General features: G+C 63.7%; 26 protein-coding genes, 1 tRNA gene and 1 pseudogene. 13 read left to right on the top strand and 15 right to left on the bottom strand.

Annotated features, from left to right (window positions below):
- Window positions 1-45: 45 nt before the first annotated feature.
- Together FIU86_RS00900 and FIU86_RS00895 are read left to right on the top strand one after the other, a co-directional pair.
- The gene (locus FIU86_RS00900; protein WP_152473356.1) at window positions 46-705 is read left to right on the top strand and encodes a sigma-70 family RNA polymerase sigma factor; all 660 of its coding nucleotides are present in this window, start codon (window positions 46-48) and stop codon (window positions 703-705) included.
- A gap of 8 nt (window positions 706-713) precedes the next feature.
- A complete protein-coding gene (locus FIU86_RS00895) occupies window positions 714-1,364 on the top strand; it encodes a ChrR family anti-sigma-E factor (RefSeq protein WP_152473355.1) in 651 nt (216 codons plus the stop codon).
- 99 nt (window positions 1,365-1,463) lie between these two features.
- Here the strand turns inward: FIU86_RS00895 and FIU86_RS00890 are convergent, their stop codons facing one another.
- From FIU86_RS00890 to FIU86_RS00880, 3 genes are read right to left on the bottom strand one after another with little or no spacing between them, the layout of a single operon-like run.
- The gene (locus FIU86_RS00890; RefSeq protein WP_152473354.1) at window positions 1,464-1,823 is read right to left on the bottom strand and encodes a cupin domain-containing protein; all 360 of its coding nucleotides are present in this window, start codon (window positions 1,821-1,823) and stop codon (window positions 1,464-1,466) included.
- 41 nt (window positions 1,824-1,864) lie between these two features.
- Window positions 1,865-2,266, bottom strand: coding sequence for a group 1 truncated hemoglobin (locus FIU86_RS00885; RefSeq protein ID WP_152473353.1), 402 nt, complete (start codon window positions 2,264-2,266; stop codon window positions 1,865-1,867).
- A 33-nt stretch (window positions 2,267-2,299) separates the two neighbouring features.
- Window positions 2,300-2,521 carry a tautomerase family protein gene (locus FIU86_RS00880; RefSeq protein ID WP_152473352.1) on the bottom strand — a complete coding sequence of 74 codons (222 nt, stop codon included), beginning with the start codon at window positions 2,519-2,521 and terminating at the stop codon, window positions 2,300-2,302.
- 181 nt (window positions 2,522-2,702) lie between these two features.
- Between FIU86_RS00880 and FIU86_RS00875 the strand changes: the two genes are divergently transcribed.
- A complete protein-coding gene (locus FIU86_RS00875) occupies window positions 2,703-3,401 on the top strand; it encodes a helix-turn-helix domain-containing protein (RefSeq protein ID WP_152473351.1) in 699 nt (232 codons plus the stop codon).
- 168 nt (window positions 3,402-3,569) lie between these two features.
- On the opposite strand, the gene FIU86_RS00870 is transcribed toward FIU86_RS00875, so the two are convergent.
- Window positions 3,570-4,313, bottom strand: coding sequence for a glutamine amidotransferase (locus FIU86_RS00870; protein ID WP_152473350.1), 744 nt, complete (start codon window positions 4,311-4,313; stop codon window positions 3,570-3,572).
- A gap of 193 nt (window positions 4,314-4,506) precedes the next feature.
- Between FIU86_RS00870 and FIU86_RS00865 the strand changes: the two genes are divergently transcribed.
- Together FIU86_RS00865 and lpxK are read left to right on the top strand one after the other, a co-directional pair.
- Window positions 4,507-5,727, top strand: coding sequence for a 3-deoxy-D-manno-octulosonic acid transferase (locus tag FIU86_RS00865; protein WP_152473349.1), 1,221 nt, complete (start codon window positions 4,507-4,509; stop codon window positions 5,725-5,727).
- Window positions 5,727-6,719, top strand: a complete 993-nt coding sequence (gene lpxK, locus FIU86_RS00860; protein ID WP_152473348.1) for a tetraacyldisaccharide 4'-kinase — start codon at window positions 5,727-5,729, stop codon at window positions 6,717-6,719. The genes FIU86_RS00865 and lpxK overlap by 1 nt, the downstream gene beginning before the upstream one ends.
- Window positions 6,720-6,786: 67 nt before the next feature.
- Here lpxK and FIU86_RS00855 read toward each other — a convergent pair whose 3' ends face one another.
- From FIU86_RS00855 to FIU86_RS00845, 3 genes are read right to left on the bottom strand one after another with little or no spacing between them, the layout of a single operon-like run.
- Complete coding sequence (locus FIU86_RS00855) at window positions 6,787-7,908, bottom strand: CaiB/BaiF CoA-transferase family protein (protein WP_152473347.1); 1,122 nt, start codon at window positions 7,906-7,908, stop codon at window positions 6,787-6,789.
- Window positions 7,905-8,606: a DsbA family protein gene (locus FIU86_RS00850; RefSeq protein WP_152473346.1), complete on the bottom strand. Its 702-nt coding sequence runs from the start codon at window positions 8,604-8,606 to the stop codon at window positions 7,905-7,907. Before FIU86_RS00850 ends, FIU86_RS00855 begins: the two co-directional genes overlap by 4 nt.
- 9 nt (window positions 8,607-8,615) lie before the next feature.
- The gene (locus FIU86_RS00845) at window positions 8,616-9,134 is read right to left on the bottom strand and encodes a DUF721 domain-containing protein (RefSeq protein ID WP_152473345.1); all 519 of its coding nucleotides are present in this window, start codon (window positions 9,132-9,134) and stop codon (window positions 8,616-8,618) included.
- An 83-nt stretch (window positions 9,135-9,217) separates the two neighbouring features.
- On the opposite strand from FIU86_RS00845, the gene mutY reads away from it, so the two are divergent.
- Window positions 9,218-10,297 (top strand): A/G-specific adenine glycosylase, encoded by a 1,080-nt coding sequence (mutY, locus tag FIU86_RS00840; protein WP_152473344.1) that lies wholly within the window; start codon window positions 9,218-9,220, stop codon window positions 10,295-10,297.
- 66 nt (window positions 10,298-10,363) lie between these two features.
- Window positions 10,364-11,524, top strand: coding sequence for an alkane 1-monooxygenase (locus FIU86_RS00835; protein WP_152473343.1), 1,161 nt, complete (start codon window positions 10,364-10,366; stop codon window positions 11,522-11,524).
- Window positions 11,525-11,637: 113 nt separating this feature from the next.
- Here the strand turns inward: FIU86_RS00835 and FIU86_RS00830 are convergent, their stop codons facing one another.
- The 3 genes from FIU86_RS00830 to petA are packed head-to-tail and all read right to left on the bottom strand — an operon-like array spanning window position 11,638 to window position 14,378.
- On the bottom strand, window positions 11,638-12,429 hold the full coding sequence (locus tag FIU86_RS00830) for a cytochrome c1 (protein ID WP_152473342.1): 792 nt from the start codon (window positions 12,427-12,429) through the stop codon (window positions 11,638-11,640).
- Window positions 12,430-12,446: 17 nt separating this feature from the next.
- Entirely contained in the window at window positions 12,447-13,787 is a 1,341-nt protein-coding gene (gene petB, locus FIU86_RS00825) for a cytochrome b (RefSeq protein WP_152473341.1), read from the bottom strand.
- Window positions 13,788-13,799: 12 nt separating this feature from the next.
- Window positions 13,800-14,378: a ubiquinol-cytochrome c reductase iron-sulfur subunit gene (gene petA, locus FIU86_RS00820; RefSeq protein WP_152473340.1), complete on the bottom strand. Its 579-nt coding sequence runs from the start codon at window positions 14,376-14,378 to the stop codon at window positions 13,800-13,802.
- Window positions 14,379-14,604: 226 nt separating this feature from the next.
- Between petA and FIU86_RS00815 the strand changes: the two genes are divergently transcribed.
- From FIU86_RS00815 to FIU86_RS00800, 4 genes are all read left to right on the top strand, one after another.
- Complete coding sequence (locus FIU86_RS00815) at window positions 14,605-15,285, top strand: outer membrane protein (protein ID WP_152473339.1); 681 nt, start codon at window positions 14,605-14,607, stop codon at window positions 15,283-15,285.
- A gap of 153 nt (window positions 15,286-15,438) precedes the next feature.
- Window positions 15,439-15,831: a hypothetical protein gene (locus FIU86_RS00810; RefSeq protein ID WP_152473338.1), complete on the top strand. Its 393-nt coding sequence runs from the start codon at window positions 15,439-15,441 to the stop codon at window positions 15,829-15,831.
- A 45-nt stretch (window positions 15,832-15,876) separates the two neighbouring features.
- Window positions 15,877-17,283 (top strand): PepSY domain-containing protein, encoded by a 1,407-nt coding sequence (locus FIU86_RS00805; RefSeq protein WP_152473337.1) that lies wholly within the window; start codon window positions 15,877-15,879, stop codon window positions 17,281-17,283.
- A 104-nt stretch (window positions 17,284-17,387) separates the two neighbouring features.
- On the top strand, window positions 17,388-18,089 hold the full coding sequence (locus tag FIU86_RS00800) for a calcium-binding protein (protein ID WP_152473336.1): 702 nt from the start codon (window positions 17,388-17,390) through the stop codon (window positions 18,087-18,089).
- Window position 18,090: 1 nt separating this feature from the next.
- Here FIU86_RS00800 and FIU86_RS00795 read toward each other — a convergent pair whose 3' ends face one another.
- The 4 genes from FIU86_RS00795 to dapF form a co-directional block, all read right to left on the bottom strand.
- Window positions 18,091-18,693 (bottom strand): glutathione S-transferase, encoded by a 603-nt coding sequence (locus FIU86_RS00795; RefSeq protein WP_152473335.1) that lies wholly within the window; start codon window positions 18,691-18,693, stop codon window positions 18,091-18,093.
- 52 nt (window positions 18,694-18,745) lie between these two features.
- Window positions 18,746-19,366, bottom strand: a complete 621-nt coding sequence (locus FIU86_RS00790) for an FMN-binding negative transcriptional regulator (RefSeq protein ID WP_152473334.1) — start codon at window positions 19,364-19,366, stop codon at window positions 18,746-18,748.
- A 121-nt stretch (window positions 19,367-19,487) separates the two neighbouring features.
- Entirely contained in the window at window positions 19,488-20,756 is a 1,269-nt protein-coding gene (gene mtaB / locus FIU86_RS00785) for a tRNA (N(6)-L-threonylcarbamoyladenosine(37)-C(2))-methylthiotransferase MtaB (RefSeq protein ID WP_152473333.1), read from the bottom strand.
- On the bottom strand, window positions 20,753-21,592 hold the full coding sequence (dapF, locus tag FIU86_RS00780) for a diaminopimelate epimerase (RefSeq protein WP_152473332.1): 840 nt from the start codon (window positions 21,590-21,592) through the stop codon (window positions 20,753-20,755). Before dapF ends, mtaB begins: the two co-directional genes overlap by 4 nt.
- Before the next feature lie 107 nt (window positions 21,593-21,699).
- On the opposite strand from dapF, the gene FIU86_RS00775 reads away from it, so the two are divergent.
- Window positions 21,700-21,775: transfer RNA gene (locus FIU86_RS00775), tRNA-Lys, on the top strand.
- Window positions 21,776-22,111: 336 nt separating this feature from the next.
- Window positions 22,112-23,463, top strand: a protein-coding gene (locus FIU86_RS00770) for an IS3 family transposase (protein ID WP_152473331.1) whose coding sequence is annotated in 2 segments (ribosomal slippage) — window positions 22,112-22,448 and window positions 22,448-23,463 — 1,353 coding nt in all. Because the reading frame shifts where the segments join, the coding sequence is not laid out codon by codon here.
- A gap of 77 nt (window positions 23,464-23,540) precedes the next feature.
- On the opposite strand, the pseudogene FIU86_RS00765 reads toward FIU86_RS00770, so the two are convergent.
- Window positions 23,541-23,989: pseudogene (locus FIU86_RS00765) on the bottom strand (transposase); the annotation flags it as partial.
- Window positions 23,990-24,014: the final 25 nt, after the last annotated feature.

Here is a 24,014-nt window from a genome sequence, read left to right as displayed (position 1 = left end):
GCCCGAATTTTTGATCCGGTCTGATCGAACCAGCGTATCTTTGGCATGTTCAGTGATGCTGACGCCATCGAGATCACCGGCACCAGTGCCGACGCCCCGCCTCCGGTGGGCGCGCTGCTTTCGATCCGTGGCAACGGCAAGAGTGTTGAACCGGTGATCGAGAAGACGGAAGAGCACACCCAGGACTGGGCGCAAGTCATCGCCCGGATCCGCGACAAACGCGACCGCGCCGCTTTCCAGCGGCTGTTTTCGCATTTCGCGCCACGGGTCAAAGCCTTCTTGATGAAATCGGGGGCAGACGCGTCACTGGCCGAGGAATGCGCACAGGAGGTCATGGCGACCCTCTGGCAAAAGGCCCACATGTTCGATCCCGCCCGCGCCAGCGCTGCGACCTGGATCTTCACTATCGCGCGGAACCGCAGGATTGATGCGATCCGCAAGCAAAGACGACCCGAGCCCGAGGAATTGCCCTGGGGACCGGAGCAGGAACCAGATCAGGCCGATGCCCTGGCCCTGCAACAGGAGAGCGAAAAACTGGGCGCCGCCATCGCGCAGCTGCCCGAAAAACAGAAGGACCTGATCGAAAAGGCCTATTTTGGCGACCTCACCCATTCCGAGATCGCCGAGGAAACCGGCCTTCCGCTCGGGACCATCAAATCGAGGATCAGACTGGCGCTGGACCGCCTGCGCCATCAAATGAAGTGAACACGACGATGACAGATACGATCAAACATCACCTGAGTGACAAGTTGCTCATCGGCTATTCCGCGGGCACCCTCCCCGAGGCGTTCAGCCTCGCGGTGGCCGCGCATATTTCCATGTGCGACGAATGCCGCGCCCGGCTGGCGTCCTTCGACGCTGTCGGCGGCGCCCTGATGGAAGACTGCGGCGATTCCGACCTGTCCGACACCGCCTTCGAGGATACATTGGCCCTGATCGACGCGGCCGACACGACCGTCCCTGAGACCACCCATACGGCCACCGGCACGCTGCCGCGCCCCGTGCAGGACTATATCGGCGGCGACCTCGACGCGGTGAAATGGAAACCCGTCGGTATGGGCGTGAAACAGGCCATCCTGCCCACCTCGAAAGACGCCACGGCCCGCCTGCTCTACATTCCCGCCGGCGCCGCCGTGCCCGACCACGGCCACCGGGGCACGGAACTGACGCTGGTGCTGCAAGGCGCCTTCGCCGACGAAGTCGACCGCTTCGGCCCCGGCGACATCGAGATCGCGGATCAGGACCTCGACCACACGCCCGTGGCCGAGATCGGCGCCGACTGCATCTGCCTCGCCGTCACCGACGCGCCCCTGCGCTTCCGCGGCTTTATCCCGCGCATTGCGCAGCCGTTCCTGCGGATCTGACGTGCCGCTCGCGGCACACGCTGAATAGACGTCAAGACGCCCGCCGCGTGCAGCGGCGGGCTTTTTTTCCCTCAAACCGGCGGCAAAGCAGGCTCTGACCTACGCGTTCGCACTCTCGAACAGGATAAGTTCGACCCGCGTGTCGCCCGCGACATGGGCGTCATGGCCCGGCGGGATCTCGAAGAAATCGCCGGGCGTGATCTCGGTTTCCTGTCCGCTCTCGACCATCCGCACCACCAGCCGTCCCGACAGGCAATAGCCCGTGTGATGCATCGGGCAGGTCTCTGGATTGCCCAGCAGCGGTTTCTCATCCGCCTCCCAGGTCCATCCCGGCTCGAACACGGCATGCATCCCGGTGCTGCCCTGTCCGGTCTTCACGATGTCGATCCCGCCCCGCTCTTTCATGTCGAGCCTGTCATCCGGGTTCTCGAAGCGGCGAATCTCGATCTCGGTTGTCATCTCGGTCTCCTTTCCACGGTCCGGCCAACGGGCCGCACCGTTCATGCGTGGGTAACCTCGGGTTTCAGGGATTGCAGGATCTCGCCCACCGCGGCGCAGGTCTCCACGTCATACCGCAGGGCGTCCATCGTCCGCAGGATATCCCCCGCGGCCGCGTCATACTCGGCGGCGTCGATATCCATCCCGCGATGCGCGTCGCGCATGCTCCGCCCGACATACGCGTCCGGCCCGCCGCTCCCGGCGGCAAAGAAATCACAGGTATGCGCCTTGATCTCCTCGACCCGCTCGGGCTGGTCGACATAGGGCGCGAAGCGGTGACCGATCAGCGGGTTCTCCATATGCGCGGCAACCGCGCCATCGACGATCCGCCGGATTCCGGCCGGACCGCCAAGGCGCTCGTATAGCGTCACGTCGTTCAGGTCTTCCGCGACATGCGGTGTCATGTCTCCTCCTTTCTCCTCCGGTGTTGGCTGGCCTCAGGCCGGTTCCGCCTGCATCGCCTTCACGTCCGGCGCACTCAACGGCTTGCCGCCGATGGCCCATTCGCCACCGGCCACTTCCTTGATCCGCACCCAGGTGACGCCGCGCATGGCCTCGCCCTCGACGCCGACCATCGCCTCGGTCACGTCGTGAATCATTCTTCGTTTCTGGTCATCGTCGAAGACACCTTCGATCAGTTCGATATCGACAAGGGGCATCGGTCCTTTCCTTTCTGTCTTGTGTTCATCTCGCCGGGCTCACCGGCATGGACCAAACGTGACAGACCCGCCGCCCGCCGCGCCAGTTCACGATCTGAATCCGCCCGGTACAGACTCTGAACTGGCCGGACGGGGCATCGATATGTCAGGATGCGGCCCCGAAACGGAAAGGAGGCCAACCATGACCAACGCGAGCTACAAGCAATTCTGCCCGGTCGCGATGGCGGCCGAAGTCCTCTGCACCCGCTGGACCATCGTCCTCTTGCGCGAACTGGTCGCCGGATCGACCCGCTTCAACGAGTTGCGACGCGGCGTGCCGCGCATGTCACCGGCCCTTCTGTCCAAGCGCCTCGGTGAACTGGAGACGGCCGGCGTGGTGGAACGCACCCGCCTCACCGACCCGCCACAGGTCGACGCCTATCGCCTTACCCCGGCGGGCCGCGACCTGCAGCCGGTGATCGAGGCGATCGGCATGTGGGGCCAGAAATGGGTCGAGACAGAGCCTTCGCTGGAAAACCTCGACCCCGAACTGCTGATGTGGGACATGCGCCGCAACCTGGACACCGAACCGGTGCCGGACCGGCGGGTGGTGATCGCCTTTACCTATCCCGAACTGCCCGCGTCCCAGCGCAAGTGGTGGCTCATCGTCGAACCGGACGGCACCGTCGACCTCTGCCACATCGACCCCGGCTTCGACGTCGACCTCTATGCCAATGTCGACCTGCGCACGATGACCGAAATCTGGATGGGCCTCAGGTCCGTCGCCGATGCCATCGACCGTGACGCGTTGGTCCTGGTGGGATCGTCCGAACTGATCCGCAACATGCAGGCCTGGCTCGGCCTCAGCCCCTTCGCGCAGCAGGCGAAACTGGCCGGGTAAACGCGCCGCTATAATCCGAGAGGTCGCGTACCTGCCATGGCGCCACTCACTTCAGGTGCGCGCCTTGCGCAATCCGTTAACCCGGCACGTGCCCGGCAAATCGCACCGACGCGATACCACCCGGATACCGACGCGATACCGATACAGGTTTGCGCCTGTTCGCAGGCGTTAACCTTTCGCGTAGCGCTGCACGAAATTCCGCAGGATCATCTCGGGCGCGAACACGTCCGCCGCCCGGCACATCGCAATCAGATCGTCCGCGTCCTCGGGCGGGAAATAACCTCGCTCGCGGTAGATCCTGATCCGCGTCTCGAACCCCGCCGCATCCGCCTCGGGGTGAAACTGCGTGGCATAGACATTCTCTTTATACCGCAACATCTGGTAGGGGCACGCCTCGGACCTCACAAGATGCACGCATCCCTCCGGCAGATCCTGCAACGCTTCCTTATGCCCCACAAAGGCGTCGAACGCCGTCGGCACACCGTTGAGCAGCGCGTCCTCCTTACCCTCCGGCGTGACTTCGCAGGCCGACGTGCCCACCGCCTCACCAAAGGCCCTCTTGCTGACATCGCCATCCAAGTGAGCGCCAAGGATCCCGATCCCGTAACAGCAGCCCAGGAAAGGAAAATCCCGCTCCGTCAGCTTCGGCATCAGCCCCAGCACATCCGCCTCGATCCGCGCTTCGATCTCGGATTTGTCCTTCGGCGCATCGCTGACACAGCCCGGTCCACCACCCACGATCACGCCGGAATAGTCTTCCAGATCAATACCTTCCGGCAGCCGCTCCTGGTCCATCCGGATACGGCACGTGTCGCCCGCCTCCAGCCCGCCCTTGCGCAGGATCGCGGCGAACTCGTCATCCGCGGCTTCCGTCTCGGGCCGCAATTGCAGGATCAAAAAAGGCTTCGTCATCGGGCGGTCTCCGGTCTTGCTCTGTTCATTGGCCCCATTCCGACGCCCGGGTCAACCCGTCGCCCTCCCTTGACCCCGCCCGGTAATCCAATACCCTGCGCGCAACCCGGCCCGCCGCGAAGGACACCATGGTGCAGCGCCCGTACAATCCTGATTTCCGGGACTTATTCACCCAAGTCCGCGTATTGCGGCCATGAGCCGTTCGCTCAGCCTCGCCGCCTATCTCGCCTATGCCAGACGCGGCCCCGCACGCCGTTACACGCCCACCGCGCCGCGCCCGCCGGGCCGGCTGCTCTGGGCGCACGCCGCCGACACGGTCCATATCGACGCACTGTTGCAACTCTTCGACCGGCTGCGCCTGCACCGGCCTGAACTGTCGCTTCTGCTCACCACCGCCGGCCCCGTGCCCGACACCCCCTTCAAGGCCCGGGCCGAGGTGGTGGTCGAACAACTCCCCGAAGATACCGTCGCCAACGCCGCATCCTTCCTCACCCATTGGCAGCCCGACATCGCCCTTTGGACCGGCGGCGCCCTTCACCCCGCGCTGATGGATCGCGCTGCCGAACTTGACATCCCCATGGCGCTGATCGACGCCACCGAAACCGCCATGTCCCGCCCCGCCTGGCGCTGGTTTCCTGACCTGCCCCGTGCCCTGCTGCGGCAGTTCGAGTTCGTCATGGCCCGCGACGATGCATCGGCTCGCTACCTGCGCCGCATGGGGGTGCCGGAACGCGCACTCTCCGTCACCGGCCCGCTCCTCGAAGGCACCGTTTCGCTGCCCCATAACGAAACCGACCGCACCGAACTCGCCGCCCTGCTGCTTGGGCGTCCGGTCTGGCTCGCCGCTATGCTTCGACCCGAGGAAATCGGCACAATCCTTTCCGCCCACCGCGAGGTCAGCCGCTTTTCCCACCGTACCCTTCTGATCGTCGTCCCCGACACGCCCGAGGACACCACCCACTTCACCGATGCCCTGGCCGAGGCCGGGATGCGCCATATCACTTGGTCCACCGGCGCCTTTCCGGACGAGACGACACAGGTCATCCTCGCCGATACCTACGGCGAGATGGGCCTTTGGTACCGCCTCGCGCCGATTACCTTCATGGGCAGTTCGCTGATCTCCGGCGCTCATGGCTGCGACCCGAACGAGCCCGCCGCCCACGGTTCGGCCATTCTTTACGGCCCCAACATCCGCCGCTACCTGCCCAGCTATTCGCGCTTTGCCGAGGCTGGCGCCGCCCGTATCGTCCGCGATGCCGAAACCCTGGCCGCCGCGGTCAAGCGCCTGATCCCCCCGGATCAATCCGCCGCCATGGCCCATGCCGCGTGGGAGGTCGCCTCGCGCAGCGCCGAACTGACCGACCGGATCGCCGATCTTCTGAACGACCGCCTCGACCAACTGGAGGTCCGCTGATGCGTGCACCCGCCTTCTGGGACACCTCGCCGCGCCGCCCATCCCTGCGCGCCCGTATCCTATCGCCACTCGGCGCACTCTATGCCCGCGCCACCGCCCGCCGCGTGGCCACCCCGCCCGGCTTTCGCGCGCCCGTCCCGGTGATCTGCGTCGGCAACATCAATGCCGGCGGCACCGGCAAGACCCCCACGGTCATCGCGCTCGTGCAGCACCTGCAGGCGCGCGGGCGCACCCCCGCCGTCATCTCGCGCGGTCACGGCGGCAGTCTCGAGGGCCCCGTCGAGGTTGACGAGCGCAGCCACACCGCCGCCGAGGTCGGCGACGAACCCCTGCTGATCGCCGCCTTCACCCGTACCTGGATCGCCCGCGACCGGACGCTTGCAGCCGAGGCCGCGGCCGCCTCAGGCGCTGATGTGATCGTCATGGATGACGGCCATCAGAACCCGTCGGTGGCCCGCGACCTCTCGATCGTGGTGGTCGACGCGGTCAAGGGCTTCGGCAATGGCCGCTGCATTCCCGCCGGCCCTCTGCGCGAACCCGTAGAGACCGGTCTAGACCGCGCCGACCTGCTCTTGTCCATCGGACCCGACGCCGCCCAGATCGAGTTCCGCAAGGCATGGGGTCATGTCATCCTGATCCCACATGTGGGCGGCAGGCTGGAACCGCTGCAAACCGGCATGGACTGGACAGGCACGCGATTTCTTGCCTTCGCCGGTATCGGCCATCCCGAGAAATTCTTCGCCACCCTGCGCGGTCTCGGCGCCACACTCTCGCGGGCCGAGGCGCTGGACGATCACCAGCCGCTGACCGAGGCGCTGATGACCCGACTGGAAAACGAGGCCGCGCTCATCCATGCCCAGCTTGTGACCACCGAAAAGGACGCGGTCCGCCTGCCTCTGGCCTTCCGCCGCAAGGTTTTGACCCTGCCGGTCCGTCTCAACCTCTCCGATTGGTCGGCAATCGACGCAAACCTGGACGACCTCGGCCTCTGACCCGGTTTTCATTGTTCCAGAAATACTCGAATCTAAAAATAAAGCGTGGCGCAGCCACTCATCCCGATCACGCCGGATCGTCCTCTCCCAGTTTCGGCGAGGCTCGGCGCAGCGACAGGTCCGCATCGGAAAACCGCATCGGGCTTCGTACGCCCGGCACCCCGTCCACCTCCACCTTCAGGCCCCGCGCCATGACCTGGGGATCGGCGAAAACCTCCGCCATGTCATTGATCGGCCCCACCGGCACGCCCTGCGCCTCGCACCCGGCTTGCAACGCGGCCTTCGTCAGTCGCATCGTGTATCTCGTCAAAGCCTCGGTCAGGGCATCGCGATGCGCCACCCGGTCGGCGTTGGTCGCATAGTGCGGCGCGGCCTTCACCTCCACCGCGCCCAGCACGTCACAGAACCGCCCGAACTGCGCGTCATTGCCCACCGCCACGATCAAGAACCCGTCGCAGCATTCGAACACCTGGTAGGGCGCAAGGTTCGGATGCTGGTTGCCCAGCCTCTGCGGCGGCGTGCCCGTGGCAAGATAGTTCATCGCCTGGTTCGCCGTCATCGCCACCGCCGTATCCAGAAGCGCCATGTCGATATGCTGGCCCTTGCCGGTTGCCTGCCTCTGGTGAAGCGCCGCCAGGATCGCGGTGCTGGCATAAACGCCGGTAAATATATCTGTCACCGCAACGCCAACTTTCACCGGCTGCCCCTCCGGATCGCCGGTCATGCTCATCAACCCCGACATACCCTGGATGATATAGTCATATCCGGCCTTTCCCGCATAAGGTCCGTCCTGCCCGAACCCGGTGATCGAGCAGTAAATTAACCCCGGGTTCACGGTCGCGAGGCTGGCATAATCCAGTCCGTACTTGGCCAGCCCGCCGACCTTGAAATTCTCGATCAGGATGTCGGCATCCGCCACCAACTCACGGACACGCGCCTGACCCGCCTCTGTGCGAAAATCGACCGTGATGCTCTGCTTGCCGCGGTTGCAGGAATGGAAATAGGCGGCCGAGCGGTCGCCCTCCCGCTCGATAAAGGGCGGGCCCCATTGGCGTGTATCGTCGCCGGCAGGGCTTTCCACCTTGATCACGTCCGCGCCCAGATCGGCCAGCACCTGCCCGGCCCAAGGGCCGGCCAGGATACGGGCCAGTTCGACAACCTTCAGCCCGGTCAGCGGCGCAGGCTTCATTCGGCCAGTTGTTCGTCGATCATCGCCTTCAAGTCCTCATAGGACATGTTGGAATGCGTCTCGCCATTGATCACCAGCGTTGGCGTGGAATTCACGTCGTCGGCCTCGGCGTTCTCCTGGAACCATGCCACCAGCGTCTTGGCCTTGTCGGCATCGTTCAGGCACGCATCCAGCTGCTCGTCGTCCAGCCCCGCGACCTTGCCGATCTTGCGCAGCCGGTCGGCGATTTCAACCGGGTCCTGCCCGTCGCCGATCCAGTCCTTCTGCTGGTCATAGATCATGTCAGTGATGCCAAAGAACCGCTCTTCGCCGCCACACCGCGCCACCATCGACGCCCACAGGCCATAGCGGTCGAAATAGACATCGCGATAGGTGAAATGCACGTCGCCATTGTCGATATATTCGGATTTCAGCTGCTTGAACTGGTTCTCGTGGAAATTCGCGCAATGCGGGCAGGTAAAGGATGCGTATTCCACGATCTTCACCGGTGCGCTTTCCTCGCCGAGCGTCATTTCCACGATCGAGGAGGTGTCGATCTCTTCCGCCTCCGCGTCAGAGGCCTCCTGCGCATTGGCTGCCCCCGGCAGATCGGTCATGCCACTGCCTTGCGTCGTGTTGCCGGTCTGCCCGCTCATCCACCAGCCGCCGCCGGCCGCCAGGACAAGGGCCGCGGCCCCGGAAAGAAGCACGTTTTTCATCTCATCACCTTACGATTTCTGCGTGTTGCTTTTCGATAGTACGTTCCGGCCCAGCATTTCCAGCGCATCGCGCAGCCCGTCGTCGCCCACCGGCTGCGCGAGCTTTGCCGCCGCGGCCACGGTCATTTCGCTGGGCGCGGGCTTTTCGGCCGCCTTGGGCCGGTGCTCGAAACGCGCCTGCCCCTCGGCAAAGCCGGTGGGCGCGGTCTGCGTGATCTGCACCCGCGCGATGGCGTTATAGCCATAGGCGGTGTTGACCCGCGCGCGCAGTTTTTCCTTCTGCATCTCCAGCATCGGCGCCTGTGCGCCGGTGGTCAGCACGACCAGCGTCGCACCGAACCCCTGACGTGCATAGCTCACCTTGACCGGGCGGCAGATGGCGGCGATCTCTTCGCCCGCGATCTCGGGCCAGTGGGTCACAACGCGCGACACCGCGAAGCCGCGACTTTCCGAGGCTTTCCTGATCTGCGCCCCCAACAGGGCGCCGCTGCGCTTGAAGCCTTTCGTCGTGCCCCGATATGCGGGCATGGCTGACCTCCCGTTTCCTCGCTCTAATGTAGGGGGTATGAGGGTGAACAACAAACGCAAAGCTGGCAAAGGCGGGATAACAGATGCGTGACAGCGAGATGAGCACAGCACTGCTGGATTGGTACGACCGCCACGCACGCCAGATGCCTTGGCGCGTGCCCCCCGATGCCAAGAAGGCCGGCGTGCGCCCCTATCCCTATTTCGTCTGGCTGTCGGAGGTGATGCTGCAACAAACCACCGTCGCCGCCGTCAAAAGCTATTTCGAACGCTTCACCGCGCTCTGGCCCACCGTCACCGACCTCGCCGCCGCCGAGGATGCGCAGGTCATGGGCGAATGGGCGGGCCTTGGGTATTACGCTCGCGCCCGCAACCTGCTGAAATGCGCGCGCGTCGTGGCCTCGGACCATGACGGCCAGTTCCCCGGCACCGCCGCCGAATTGCAAAAACTGCCTGGCATCGGCCCCTATACCGCCGCCGCCATTTCCGCCATCGCCTTCGATCAGCCGTCGGTGGTGGTCGACGGCAATGTCGAGCGGGTCATGGCCCGACTGCATGAAATCCACACCCCCCTTCCCGCCGCCAAACCCGAATTGACCGAGGCCGCGGCGACCCTCACGCCGCCCGAGCGCCCCGGCGACTATGCCCAGGCGGTGATGGACCTTGGCGCCACGATCTGCACGCCCCGCTCGCCCGCCTGCGGCATCTGCCCGTGGCGCACGCCCTGCATTGCCCGCACGAATGGCACGCAGGCGGAACTGCCCAAGAAGACTCCCAAAAAGGCCAAGCCCACCCGGTTTGGCATCGCCTATGTCGCCCGCCGCGCCGATGGCGCCTGGCTGCTGGAGCGCCGCCCCGACAGCGGCCTGCTGGGGGGCATGCTCGGCTGGCCCGGCAGCGACTGGTCCGACGCGCCCACCCCCGCCCCGCCGCTCGACGCAAACTGGCAGATGCTGGATGCAGAGGCCCGCCATACCTTCACGCATTTCCACCTGCGCCTGAAAATCGCCTATGCCTGCGTCGGCGCGAAGGAAAACAATCCGGGTGAAACCACCCGCTTTGTCCCTGCCCACGCCTTCAAACCGACGGAGTTACCCACCGTCATGCGCAAGGTTTTTGACTTGGCGCGCGAACCCTTGCAAGACTGCGCCGCGAACACGTCCTGAGGCGATTTCCGCTATCGCCCCGCCCCCGCGCATCGCGCTATAATCGCGGACAAAAAGGTGAAGGCCATGCAGACCACCACGCCCAAGTATCTCGGCCCCGACAAGGTTGCGCGCCTGCAACGTGCGCTGCCCTTCTGGGCCGCCTTCTCGCTCGTCCCGCTGGCGATCGTCAGCGCCACGCAGGGCGGTTGGACGGTGATCCTGCTGCCGCTTTTCACCTGGTATTTCTTTGCCGCGCTCGACGCAGTGCTGGGTCTGGAACTCGACAACCTCGACCCCGAAACGCGTGAGAGCCACATCCGCATGTACACCGCCGTTACCGTGCTTTGGCCGCCGGTGCAGTTCGCCCTGCTTTTCTGGATGATCTGGTACGCCACCGGCCCCGGCGACGCGCATCTGAACGCGCTGGAAACCATCCTGCTTTTCTTCGGCATGGGCGTGATTTCCGGCACCGTCGGCATCAACTTCTCGCACGAACTCATGCACCAGAAGGGCAAGGGCGAGCGTTTCCTGGGCGACGCGCTCCTGTCGATGGTGCTTTACTCGCATTTCCGGTCCGAGCACCTTCAGGTCCACCACCGCCACGTCGGCACCCCGCGCGACCCGGTGACGGCCCGCTACAACGAGGGCTTCCATCGTTTCTTCCCCCGCGTCCTGCGCGAAAGCCTGGTGTCCTCGTGGGAAGCCGAAAAGGCCATGCTGGCCCGCAAGGGCAAGCCTTGGTGGGACCTCAAGAACCCGTTCTGGAAGTATTGGGCTCTGCAAGGCTTCATGCTGCTTCTCGCCGCCCTCATCGGCGGGTGGATCGGCCTCGCACTCTTTGTCTGGCAGGCCTTCATCGCCATCTGGCAGCTGGAACTGGTCAACTACGTCGAGCATTACGGCCTGACCCGCAAACACCTTGGCGGCGGCAGGTATGAACATGTGAAGCCCCACCACAGCTGGAATGCCGCGCAGAAGGCCTCGAACTGGCTGCTGATCAACCTGCAACGGCATTCCGACCACCACTACAAGCCCAACCGCCGCTTCCCGCTCTTGCAGAATTACTCCGAGGATGAGGCACCGCAACTGCCCTACGGCTACCCGGTAATGACAGTGGCGGCGATGATCCCGCCGCTGTGGCGCCGGGTGATGAACCCCCGCGTGCGGCGCTGGCGCGAGAAATACTATCCAGAGATCACCGACTGGAAGCCCTACAACAAGGCGCTGAACCCTTTGCCAAGGTAGCGATCAAAGCCTTGCGCGTCGCCGCACCACGGCCCGCCTATGCGCGGCCCTCCAAGCAAAAGCCCCCGCTGCATCGCAACGGGGACTTCCAAATCTTAGCAAAGGCCGATCTCTCAGCTTTCGTATTTCTTCTTGATCGGCTTCCAGATCCGCTTGTTGGTCAGGTACAGCAGCACCGACAGAAGCGTCAGGAAGATCACACCGGTCAGGCCCGCCTGCTTGCGGTCCATCATCTTGGGTTCCGCCGTCCACATCAGGAAGGCCGACACGTCCTTGGAAATGGCGCTCAGGTCGTTTGCGTGACCATCGGCATATTCCACGTCTTCACCGTATAGCGGCGGGGCCATGGCGATCCAGGTGCCCGGGTAGGCCTTGTTCTCGTAGAACGTGGTGCCCGCTTCTTCTTTGGTTTCGCCGGTATAGCTGGTCAGCAGGGAATAGATGTATTCTGCACCGCCCATGCCTTTGACCAACTGGTTGATCCCGGTGCCGGCCGGCCCGTGGAAACCGGCGCGGGCCTTGGCCATCAGGCTCAGGTCCGGCGCGTTTTCCAGATTGGACCCCGGGAAGTGATCGACCGGGCGTGCCGCACGGAAGTCGTCCAGTTCCTCGTCGAACACTTCATAGTTCTGCTCGGCATAGGCGCGCACCTCGGCGTCCGAAAACTGCGGACCGCCCGGATCGCTGAGCGTGCGCAGCGGCACGTATTGCAGGCCGTGGCAGGCAGAACAGATCTCGGTATAAACCTGGAGCCCACGCTGAAGTTGCGCTTGGTCAAAGCTGCCGAACGGTCCTTCGAACGAAAAGTCCACGTCCTTGGTCTCGCCGCCCTCACCGGCGGCGAATGCGCCGCCAGTCGAAAGGGCCAGGGCCGTGACTGCGCTGATCGCGAATGTCTTCATCATTTGCCTGATCCTTTCTCTTACTCTGCCGGGCTGGCTACGGTGGCCGTGCCGCCGCTTGCCGCCTTATGCGCCTTGAAGTCTTCCTCGATCGTCTCAGGCTGCGGCAACGGTTTCTCGATCACGCCCAACAGCGGCAGGATCACCAGGAAATAGGCGAACCAATAGGTCGAGGCGATCAGCGAGTAGGTCGCATAGGGCTCTTCCGCCGGACGCGCACCCAGCCACATCAGGATGACGAAGTCGAGCGCCAGCAGCCAGAACCACCACTTGAACATCGGACGATACCGGCCCGACCGCACCATCGAGGTGTCCAGCCACGGGGCAAGCGCCATCACGGCGATCGCGCCGAACATAGCCAGAACGCCGAAGAACTTGGCATCGATGATCCCGCCGGTGATGAACGATGCGAACTGCACCACCCACACTTCCGACGTGAACGCCCGCAGGATCGCGTAGAACGGCAGGAAATACCATTCGGGCACGATATGCGCCGGCGTCGCCAGGGCGTTCGCCTCGATATAGTTGTCGGGGTGGCCCAGGTAGTTCGGCATGAAGCCCACGATCGCGAAGAACACCGCCAGGATCACGGCCAGCGCGAACAGGTCCTTGATCACGAAGTAGGGCCAGAACGGAACGGTGTCCTTCTCGGCCTCGGCCTTCGACGTGCGGCGCACTTCGACGCCAGTGGGGTTGTTGTTGCCCGTGGTGTGGAACGCCCAGATGTGCACCGCAACCAGTGCGGCAATCACGAAGGGCAGAAGGTAGTGCAGGCTGAAGAAGCGGTTCAGCGTGGCGTTGTCCACCGCCGGTCCGCCCAGCAGCCAGGTCTGGATCGGCTCACCGATCAGCGGGATCGCCCCGAACAGCCCGGTGATCACCGTGGCGCCCCAGAACGACATCTGACCCCAGGGCAGCACGTAGCCCATGAAGGCCGTACCCATCATCAACAGGTAGATCAGCATGCCCACGATCCACGTGATCTCGCGCGGCGCCTTGTAGGAGCCGTAATAGAGACCGCGGAAAATATGCAGGTAGACCGCAAAGAAGAACAGCGAGGCACCGTTCATGTGCAGGTACCGCAGCATGTGCCCGCCGTTGACGTTGCGCATGATGTGCTCGATCGACGCGAACGCTTCGTCCACGTGCGGCGTGTAATGCATCGCCAGGACGATCCCGGTGATGATCTGCAACGCCAGGCAAAAGGTGAGCACGATCCCCCAGATCCACATCCAGTTCAGGTTCTTGGGCGTGGGGATCATGATCGTGTCATAGAGAAGACCGACAATGGGAAGGCGGCGGTTCAGCCACTTTTCACCACTGCTTTTCGGTTCGTAATGGTCGTGAGGAATTCCAGCCATGAGTGTTATTCCTTATCCCAGCTTAACGGTCGTTTCGTCGACGAATTCGGCAACCGGCACCGGCAGGTTTTCCGGCGCGGGGCCTTTCCGGATGCGGCCCGACGTGTCGTAGTGCGACCCGTGGCAGGGGCAGAACCAGCCGCCCACGCCGCTGTCCAGCACGTAATCGCCGGCATTGCTCAGCGGCACACAGCCAAGGTGCGTGCAAACGCCGATCTGAACCAGCCACTCGCCGGTCTCGTCCAGCGCACGGTTCTCGTCGGTGGCCGCGGCCTCGCCCTGCAGGTTCTCGTTGCGCGCCACCTGGTCGGGCAGGCTGGAGACGTCCACGCTGCGCGCGGCTTCGATCTCGGCCTCGGTGCGGCGACGGATGAAGACCGGCTTGCCCAGCCACTTCACCGTCAGCTGCGAGCCCTGGTCGACACCGGATACATCCACACGGATCGAACTGAGCGCCTGAACGTCGGCAGAGGGGTTCATCTGGTCAATCAGCGGCCAAACGGCTGCCCCGACCGCCACGGCACCGGCGCCGCCGGTCGCGTAGTAAATGAAATCTCTGCGTGTACCTTCGTGATCTTCTGCGTGGGACACGAGCCAATCTCCAATCTGTCTGAGCCTTCTCGGCAAATTCCCGTATGCGGCGGACGGACGACTCCCCCGAAACCGCGGTCATGCGGGTATTTATCCAAGGTTGCCTGAGGCGTCCAGTGCACAATGCCAATCATTTGAAGAGGGCGCTCATCTGTCGCGCTTGTGACGTCCGGAACGTGGGTGTAAGCACGAGCCAACCTGCCCTGTCGCTGAAAAGGCCCGTATCATGCTGAATTCCGTTCGTGTTTCCCTGTTCGCCCTCGTCGCCATGACCAGCCCCGCCGCTGCCGAGATCGAGCTCAGCTTCTATCTTGGCGCGCAAGGCGTGACCGAAAGCACCGCCAGTGGCACACTGCCTAATGGCGGCGGCGGCTTCAGCCGCAACATCGGCTGGGAAGGCAAGCCCTTCGACGCGCCTATATATTACGGTGGCCGCGTCATGTACTGGACCGACACCAACTGGGGCTTCGGGCTTGAGGGCACGCACACCAAGGCCTACATGCCTGCCGGTGACGCCGCCGCCGTGGGTCTCACCCGGTTCGAGCTGTCGGACGGCCACAATATCTTCACCGCCAACGTCATGAAACGCTGGCCCGGCGCGTTCAATCAGGGCCGTTTCACGCCCTATGTCGGCGGTGGCCTCGGCGTCGCCATACCGCATGTGGATGCGCTGGCCGTGGGTGCGACCAACCGGACCTACGATTACGAAAACACCGGCGTCGCGGTGCGCGGCATCGCGGGCATCAAGTACGACTTCACTGAAAGCTGGGCGCTCTTTGGCGAATACCAGATGACGTATTCCGAGAACGACATCACCATCGATGGCGACCCCGGCCAGCCCGATGGCCGCCTCAGCACCGACCTGCTGACCCACGCGGTCAATTTCGGCATCAGCTACAGCTTCTGAAGCGTTTCGCGGCAAACCTGATGTGCAGCTTGTCGTGAAACGCCGCGAAACTCTCGATCGTGGCAGGCGTTTCGCCTTTAGCGGATGGCTCTCGTTAAAGGCGAAACGCTTTGAGGTCTGGCGCGCCCCGTCAGGGCGCGCTACTGATCTTCCATGACAACGAAACGCCCTTCCCGGTCCGGCGCGACCTGCGGCATCAGCCTGATGTTGCTCTGGGCGTTTCTTTCCGTCTTCACCGCCTTTTCGTCCTTCGCACCGGGCACCATGCCCCAGTTCCAGCCCGGTGGCATCACCGTCGTGCTGTGTACCGGCGACGCCCAGCGCAGCATAACCGTCGATGAAACCGGCACCCCGGTCGAGGCAAAGGATGTACCCTGCCCCTGGGTCACACACGCCAAGGCCGCCGATCCGGTCATCGCCCCGATCGTCGCAGCGCGCACAATCCGCGCCACCCATCGCGACGCGGTTCGCATCCTCGCGGCAGCCCCGCTTCCGCGCCCCGGCTTTCCGCCGGCGCAGCCCCGCGCACCCCCTGCATACCTTTGATCTGACTGCACTTACCCAACTGCTTCACATCAAAGGAGAACCGTCATGGTTTCCGACCCAACCCCCATGGGCGCGGCCCCGACCGCTGCGCATGACCCGCAGAAACTCTACCGCGCGGCGTGGCGCTGGCACTTCTACGCCGGGCTCTACGTCATCCCCTTCTTCACCCTTCTGGCCATCACCGGCCTCATGATGCTCTGGATCGCGCACCTCGATGGCCGCGACGGCGAACGCATACCCGTCACCGCGTTGGACGCGCCCACCGCCGTCTCAGACCAGGCCAAGGCCGCCCTCGCCGCCATCGAGGGCGGCGAGTTGCGGGCCTATATCGCGCCCCGCACCGATGATGTCGCAGCCGTCTTCCGCGTGGACGACGCCACCGGCCCGCAGATGGTCGCCATCGATCCCTACACGGCTCAGGTCATCCAAAGCTGGCCGCGCCGCAGCGGCTGGTACGACTTTGCCGACAGCCTGCACAGCGATATCAAGCTTGGCGTGACCGGCGACCGGATGCTGGAAATCGCCGCCTCCATCGGCATGGTCCTGATCGCCACCGGCCTTTACTTGTGGTGGCCTCGTGGCGGCGGCACCTGGCGCGAGGCTCTGTTGCCCCGGCTTGGCAAAGGTCGCGCCGGCTGGCGTGCCCTGCACGGCGCAGCGGGCTTCTGGATCTCGATCATATTCACCTTCTTCCTGCTGTCGGGCCTCGCATGGACTGGTGTTTGGGGCGCCAAGATGGTCCAAGCCTGGAGCCAGTTCCCAGCCGAGAAATGGGACAGCGTTCCCCTTTCCGACGCCACCCATGCCAGCCTCAACGCGGGCCGCGCCGACGTGCCCTGGGTGCTGGAACAGACACCCCTGCCCGCCTCTGGCAGCCAAGCCGGCACCGACGGCCTCGCCCCCGGCACCCCGGTCAATATCGATAGTATGGACGCGCTCGCGCGGCAGATCGGCTTTGACGGGCGCTACCAGATGAACCTGCCCTCGGGCGAAACGGGCGTCTACACGTTCGGGCGGGATTCGATGAACACCGACGACGTGAATCCCACAACCGACCGCACCACCCATGTGGACCGCTACACCGGCCGCATTCTCGCAGATATCCGCTACGAGGATTACTCGCTGGCAGGCAAGGCCATGGCCGTAGGCATCGCCCTTCACATGGGCACGCTGGGGCTGTGGAGCGTTCTGGCCAACACCGCCTTCTGCCTGACCGTGCTGATGCTTTGCGTGACGGCGGTGGTGATGTGGTGGAAACGCCGCCCGTCAGGCAGCGCCCGCCTCGCCCCGCCGCCGATGCCGTCCAACATGCCGCTCTGGTCCGGCGCGGTGCTGGTGGGGCTTCTGGTGTCGCTGGCCTTCCCCCTAGCGGGCCTGACCCTGATTGCGGTCATCGCGCTCGACGTGCTGGTGATCTCCCGCATCCCACCGCTGCGGCGCCTGCTGACCTGAGATGCAAAGGTGTGGCCCGGGGCGTCGTCATCCCGGGCCGCTTTCTTTGAACGCTTCGGCTCTGCGACCCGACACATCGTCAGATTCAACGCAGAGGACCAAAAATGAAACGCGACAGCCTCCAATTCATCGACAGTGCCAGCGACGACTTCACCGGCACGAAGTCCCCTAATGACGGCATTTTCAGCTTGGGCGACCGCCCCGACCTGCCCGGCGATTTCACCGATGGTGAAGACAGCCACGATGGCGCCCCCGGCGGCCGTGTCCTGCCGAGCGAGGTGCATGGCACCGGCGAGGACGACCACATCTTCCACGTCTATGTCGATGAAGCCCAGAAACTGTACGGTTTCGCCGGCAACGACACGATCGAAAGCGGCGCGGGGAACGACAGCGTCTTCGGCGGGCTGGGCAATGACGTGATCATCGCAAATGGCGGCGATGACGTGATCGTGGGCGGCGAGGGCGACGACAACCTCTATGGCGAGGCCGGCAACGACAGCATCCACACCGGCGACGGCGCCGATATCGTGTTCGGCGGCACAGGCGACGATTTCATCTACCTGACAGACGATGGCGATGTGGACACGGTCTATTTCATCCAGGGCAACGGCAACGACGTGATCGACAATTTCGAGACCGGCATCGACCAGGTCGGCATCAGCGGCTTCGGCTTTACGTCCTTCGCCGACATCGAAGCTCTTATCACCTATTCCGGCGACCAGGCACTGATCGACCTCGGCAATGGTGACACGATCATCTTCACCGGCCTCGAAGCGCCGCTCGCCGCCGACGACTTCATCTTCTGACTCAGTCGGGCGCGCTGGCCGTCATGCTCTCGCGCTCCGCAAAGACGGCGAACCAGTCGTCCAGCGCGTCATTCCCTTTGCGCCAGCCGCGGTCGTCCAGCCGGAAATCGAGATACCCCAGCGCACAGCCCACCGCGATCTGCCCCGCATCCAGCGGCCCGCGCAGATGGCTCATCCACCGCGCGTTGATCGCCGCCACGCTGCGGGAGATCTTTTCCCACTGCGCCTCGATCCATGGCTCGTAGACCATGTTCTCGGGCCGCACCCGCCGCTCGTAGACCATGGCAAGGGCGGCATCCAGTATCCCTTCCGCCGTCGCCTCCAGCGTCAGCGTCTCCCAGATCCGGCCCTCGGGATACAGCTTCGTGCCCGCCCGCGCATCGAGGTAGCGACAGATCACCCGGCTGTCATAGAGCGTCGGTCCCTCGTCGCGCACCAGCGCCGGGATCTTGCCCACCGGGTTCGCCGCCGCCACCGTGGTGTCAGTCGCCACCGGCGTTGTCATCACCTCGACCATCTCGACCTCGTCGATCAGCCCGGTCTCGATCAGCGTCACTTTCACCTTGCGCCCATAGGGCGACGGCTTGGCAGAGATCAGTTGCATCGCACATCCCTTTCGATTTTCACCGCAAGCTACTTCGCCCGCGCCATGGGGTCTAGCCGCCCGCATCTCGCATCAGCGCCGCAAGGACTCCGATCTCAACGCCCATCCCCGACGCCTCCACCGCCTCGGCGGCCCGCAGGCGCACGTCATCCGCTTTGTTCTGATTCAGCTTCCACGTGCCATGGATCTCGTCCACCCGCATCCGGCACGGCACGATCTGGCGCATCATCCGGTCCAGAACGTCCGGCGTCATCTTTTCGGTTTTCCACGGCACCTTCGGCAGCAACTGATCCTCCAACTGCGCCGACTGCCGGTCCAGCAGATCGCGCATCTCGTCCTGCGGCCGCAATTCGACATCCCCCACCAGATGCACCGCCACGTAATTCCACGTCGGCACCTGGTCCTCCACCCCGTACCAGTCCGGCGAAACGTAGGAGTGAGGCCCAACGACAGCGAGCCGCGCATGCAAAGGCGCGGCCAGCGCCCGCGCAATCGGGTTCGACCGCACAAGGTGAAACTCCGCCACCGCTCCGTCCTCGGACAACAGGAACGGGATGTGGCTCATCAGCGGCGCCCCCTCGGCCACAACCGCCAACACGCCAAAGCCTTGCGCCCGCGCGAACGCGACATTCCGCGCCTCCGGCGTCTGGCGAAAGATCGGGTTGGGATGCATGGCGGGTCTCCTTCACGCCCACCATGTCGCAACGACCTCCGTCACGGCCAGCAAAGAATTGTCCCTGTCACAATCAAAGCGCTTCGATGGGTAGCAGAAAAGGCCCCGCACACCACGCTCGCTAGCACAAGGCCGTGTCCGCCGTCAGCCGCGACGCATCATGGCCTGTCACGCGGGCCGACACGATCTGCCCTTCAGGCTGGTCACTGCCGAACGTCACCTCGGTAAACTGCTCGGTGCGCCCCATCCGGGCATTCTCCAGCAACACCCGATGCACCCGCCCCTTTTGTTCGTCTAGATGCCGCGCCACCCGCGCCTCACCCGCCGCCCGCAGCCGCGCCGCACGATCCTTGATCGCCCGCCCGTCCACTTGCGGCATCCGTGCCGCCGGGGTGCCCGGACGCGGGCTGTAGGGGAAGACATGCAGCCATGTCAGCCCACACTCCTCGACCAGCCGCAGCGAGTTCTCGAACGCCGTCTCTGTCTCGGTCGGGAACCCGGCGATGATGTCCGCGCCGAATGTCATATCGGGGCGCAGCTTGCGCGCCTCCTCGGAAAATCGGATCGCGTCGTCCCGCAGATGCCGCCGCTTCATGCGCTTCAGGATCAGGTCGTCGCCATGCTGCAAACTCAGATGCAGATGCGGCATCAGGCGGCTTTCGGTGGCAATCGCCTGCATCAGGTTCTCGTCCACCTCGATCGAATCGATCGACGAAATACGCAGTCGCGGCAGATCCGGCACCAGCTTCAGGATACGCATCACCAGATCGCCCAGCTTCGGCTCCGCCGGCAGGTCCGCGCCCCAGCTTGTCAGGTCGACGCCGGTCAGCACCACCTCGTTATAGCCCCGGTCGACCAGCCGCTTGATCTGGTCCACTACGACCCCCGCCGGCACGCTGCGCGAATTGCCCCGGCCGTAGGGGATGATGCAGAAGGTGCAGCGATGGTCACAGCCGTTCTGCACCTGAACATAGGCCCGGCTCCGCGTGCCAAAGCCGTCAATCAGGTGCCCCGCCGTCTCTGTGACACTCATGATGTCGTCCACCTGAACCGCCTCGGTCTCGCCGATGAAATCGGCAGCGAGGCCAGCCCAGGTGTCGCGCACCATCTTCTCGGTGTTGCCGATGACGGCATCCACCTCATCCATCGCGGTAAACGTCTCGGGCTCCGTCTGCGCCGCGCAGCCCGTCACGATCAGCCGCGCGTTCGGATTGTCGCGCCGCAGCTTGCGAATCTCCTGCCGTGCCTTGCGCACCGCCTCGGCGGTCACCGCGCAGGTGTTGACCACCACGGCATTTTCCAGACCCACCTCGCCGGCAAGCTCTTTCATGGCTTCCGTCTCGTAGGCGTTCAGCCGACAGCCCAGCGTGGTGAAAACCGGCGCGCTCATTTTGCAGACCTTAGGAAATCGGGCGTCAGCACGCCATCACAGACATGCATCGTCGGCCCGGTCATCCACACGCCATCGTCGCGCCACTCCACCCGCAAGGTCCCGCCATCCAGCTCGATCCGCACATCACGCCCCGTCAGTCCCCGCCGCGCCGCCGCCACGGCCACGGCACAGGAGGACGAGCCCGAGGCCAGCGTCACACCCACGCCCCGCTCCCACACCCGCATCCGGATGTGATCGGCGCCGATCACGCTGGCCACCTGAACGTTAGTCCGTTCGGGAAACAGCGGATGATGCTCGTACCGTGGCCCGAAACTCTCCAGCGGGATCGCCTCGGCGTCATCGACGAAGAAGGTACAATGCGGATTCCCCATGCCGGTCGCCACCGGCCCGCCCTCGATGGGCAGCTCCAGCGTGTCCATCTCCTCGGCGAGCGGCACCCCGTCCCACTCCAGCAAGGGCGCCCCCATATTGACGGACGTCAGCCCGTCGCCCGCATCGACGGCATAGAGGTGCCCCCTTGCCGTGGTCAGGTGCAGCCTGTCGCGGCCCGTCTCATTCAGCAGAAACCGCGCAATACACCGCGTAGCGTTCCCGCAAGCCCCGGCCTGCGTGCCGTCACTGTTCCAGAATTCCAGATGCGCATCGACGCCATCCGCGCCCTGACGGATCACCGCCAACTGATCGAATCCGATCCCGCGATGCCGGTCGCCGACCGCCTGCGCCAGCGCCGGCGTGATCGCCACCGACCGGGCACGCGCGTCCACAACGACAAAGTCGTTTCCCAGCCCGTGCATCTTCATGAAGGGCAATCCGATATACTGCGCATCCGTCATGGCCGCGCATATAAAGCCCCTGTTGCGACGAATCCAGCCACAGCGGAAAATTCCCTGCAATTGGGGCTTGACCCCCCTGTCCCCTCTTTCTAGATAGGCCGCCTAGTGGGCCGTTAGCTCAGTTGGTAGAGCAACTGACTTTTAATCAGTGGGTCGCAGGTTCGAATCCTGCACGGCTCACCACTGAAATCAAAAACTTAACGGACATCATGTAAGTTGCGCGCCGTGTGTAGGGCGCAAATAGGGCGCATTATTTTGAAGATCCTTGAGCCCTGCTGGCAACTAGCGGCAAGTCATAAGAAGTGCCCCCGCGAGCCAGCCCTGGTTTTGGCAAGTGAACCGACAATCGTTTGATACAGAACAGCAGCGCAGCGAAGCCGTAGTGGCAAACAGCTTGATTGGTGTGACGGCATCAAACCAAAGCAGCTGTCGGGTGTCTAACGTCAGCACCTACCGGACAGATTTAGGTGTTTGAGGAACGGAGGATTTCTGGTTCATCGAAGCCATAATGGAGCGAAGATGAACAAGAGATCCGGAACATCCAAGGATGCTGCTGACAAGCTTGTTAGGGGTATCAAGCGTAAGACCCGCAAGCACTACTCGGCGGAGGAGAAGATCCGCATCGTGCTTGCCGGGATGCGGGGCGAAGAAAGCATAGCGGCCCTGTGCCGTCGTGAAGGGATCGCTGAGAGCCTTTATTACAGCTGGTCGAAGGAGTTTCTTGAGGCTGGGAAGAACCGGCTGGCGGGTGACACAGCCCGTCAGGCGACAGCTCCCGAGGTCAAGGAACTGCGCTCTGAGGCAGCCGCGCTGAAAGAAGTGGTCGCGGAGCTGACACTGGAGAACAGGCTGCTCAAAAAAAGCACGTTCGGGGATGGGGAGGACGACGCATGAGATACCCAGCCTCGGAGAAGCTCGAGATCATTCGGACAGTCGAAGCCTCGCATTTGCCGGTCAGGCGGACCCTGACCATGCTCGGCATTCCCAGCAGCACCTATTACCAGTGGTATGCGCGGTGGGCCGATGGCGGCGTTGACGCTTTGCGTGACACGTCCCCGCGGCCTCGGGCGGTGTGGAACCGCATCCCGGACGAGATCCGCGACGCCTTCGTTGAGTTCGCGCTGGATCATGAGGATCTGACGCCACGGGAATTGGCGGTCAAATACACCGATGAGAAACGGTATTTTGTATCTGAGTCCTCGGCATACCGCATTCTCAAGGCCCAGGACCTGATCACGGCTCCGGCCCATGTGGTGATCCGTGCCGCCGATGAGTTCCGGGACAAGACAACTCGGCCCAACGAACTCTGGCAAACCGACTTCACCTATCTCAAGGTCATCGGTTGGGGCTGGTTCTATCTCAGCACGATCCTCGACGATTACAGCCGCTACATCATCGCGTGGAAGCTCTGCACGACAATGAAGGCCGTGGATGTGACGGACACGCTGGATCTGGCGCTGGAGGCCTCGGGCTGTGCTCATGCGACAGTCGTTCACAAGCCCCGGCTGCTCAGCGACAACGGCTCGTCCTACGTTGCGGCCGACCTGGCCGACTACCTCGATACCAAAGGTATGGATCACGTCCGCGGAGCGCCGCACCACCCACAGACCCAGGGCAAGATCGAACGCTGGCACCAGACCATGAAGAACCGGGTTCTGCTGGAGAACTACTATCTGCCGGGGGATCTTGAACGCCAGATCGGCGACTTCGTCGGATACTACAACACTCGGCGATACCACGAGAGCCTGGATAACCTGACGCCGGCTGACGTCTACCACGGTCGGGGTCGGACGATCCTGAAAATGAGAGAGGAGATCAAGAAACAGACAATCCGAAAGCGCCGGTTGCAGCACAAAGCCGCGGTCGCCTAAACTCAAACAGAAACCGAACCAGAGCCTCCGTTACCAAAACAAACGACTTGTCCGAAAAACTCTGAAGACGGACAGGTCAGGGTCCGCCTGACCGGCAAATGCGAGGCTTCGACTGTCCGAATGATCTCGAGCTTCTCCGAGGCTGGGTATCTCATGCGTCGTCCTCCCCATCCCCGAACGTGCTTTTTTTGAGCAGCCTGTTCTCCAGTGTCAGCTCCGCGACCACTTCTTTCAGCGCGGCTGCCTCAGAGCGCAGTTCCTTGACCTCGGGAGCTGTCGCCTGACGGGCTGTGTCACCCGCCAGCCGGTTCTTCCCAGCCTCAAGAAACTCCTTCGACCAGCTGTAATAAAGGCTCTCAGCGATCCCTTCACGACGGCACAGGGCCGCTATGCTTTCTTCGCCCCGCATCCCGGCAAGCACGATGCGGATCTTCTCCTCCGCCGAGTAGTGCTTGCGGGTCTTACGCTTGATACCCCTAACAAGCTTGTCAGCAGCATCCTTGGATGTTCCGGATCTCTTGTTCATCTTCGCTCCATTATGGCTTCGATGA

Origin of the sequence: Roseovarius sp. THAF9 (assembly GCF_009363715.1) — a bacterium.
GTDB lineage: Bacteria > Pseudomonadota > Alphaproteobacteria > Rhodobacterales > Rhodobacteraceae > Roseovarius.
This window is presented reverse-complemented; position numbering and strand designations above follow the sequence as displayed.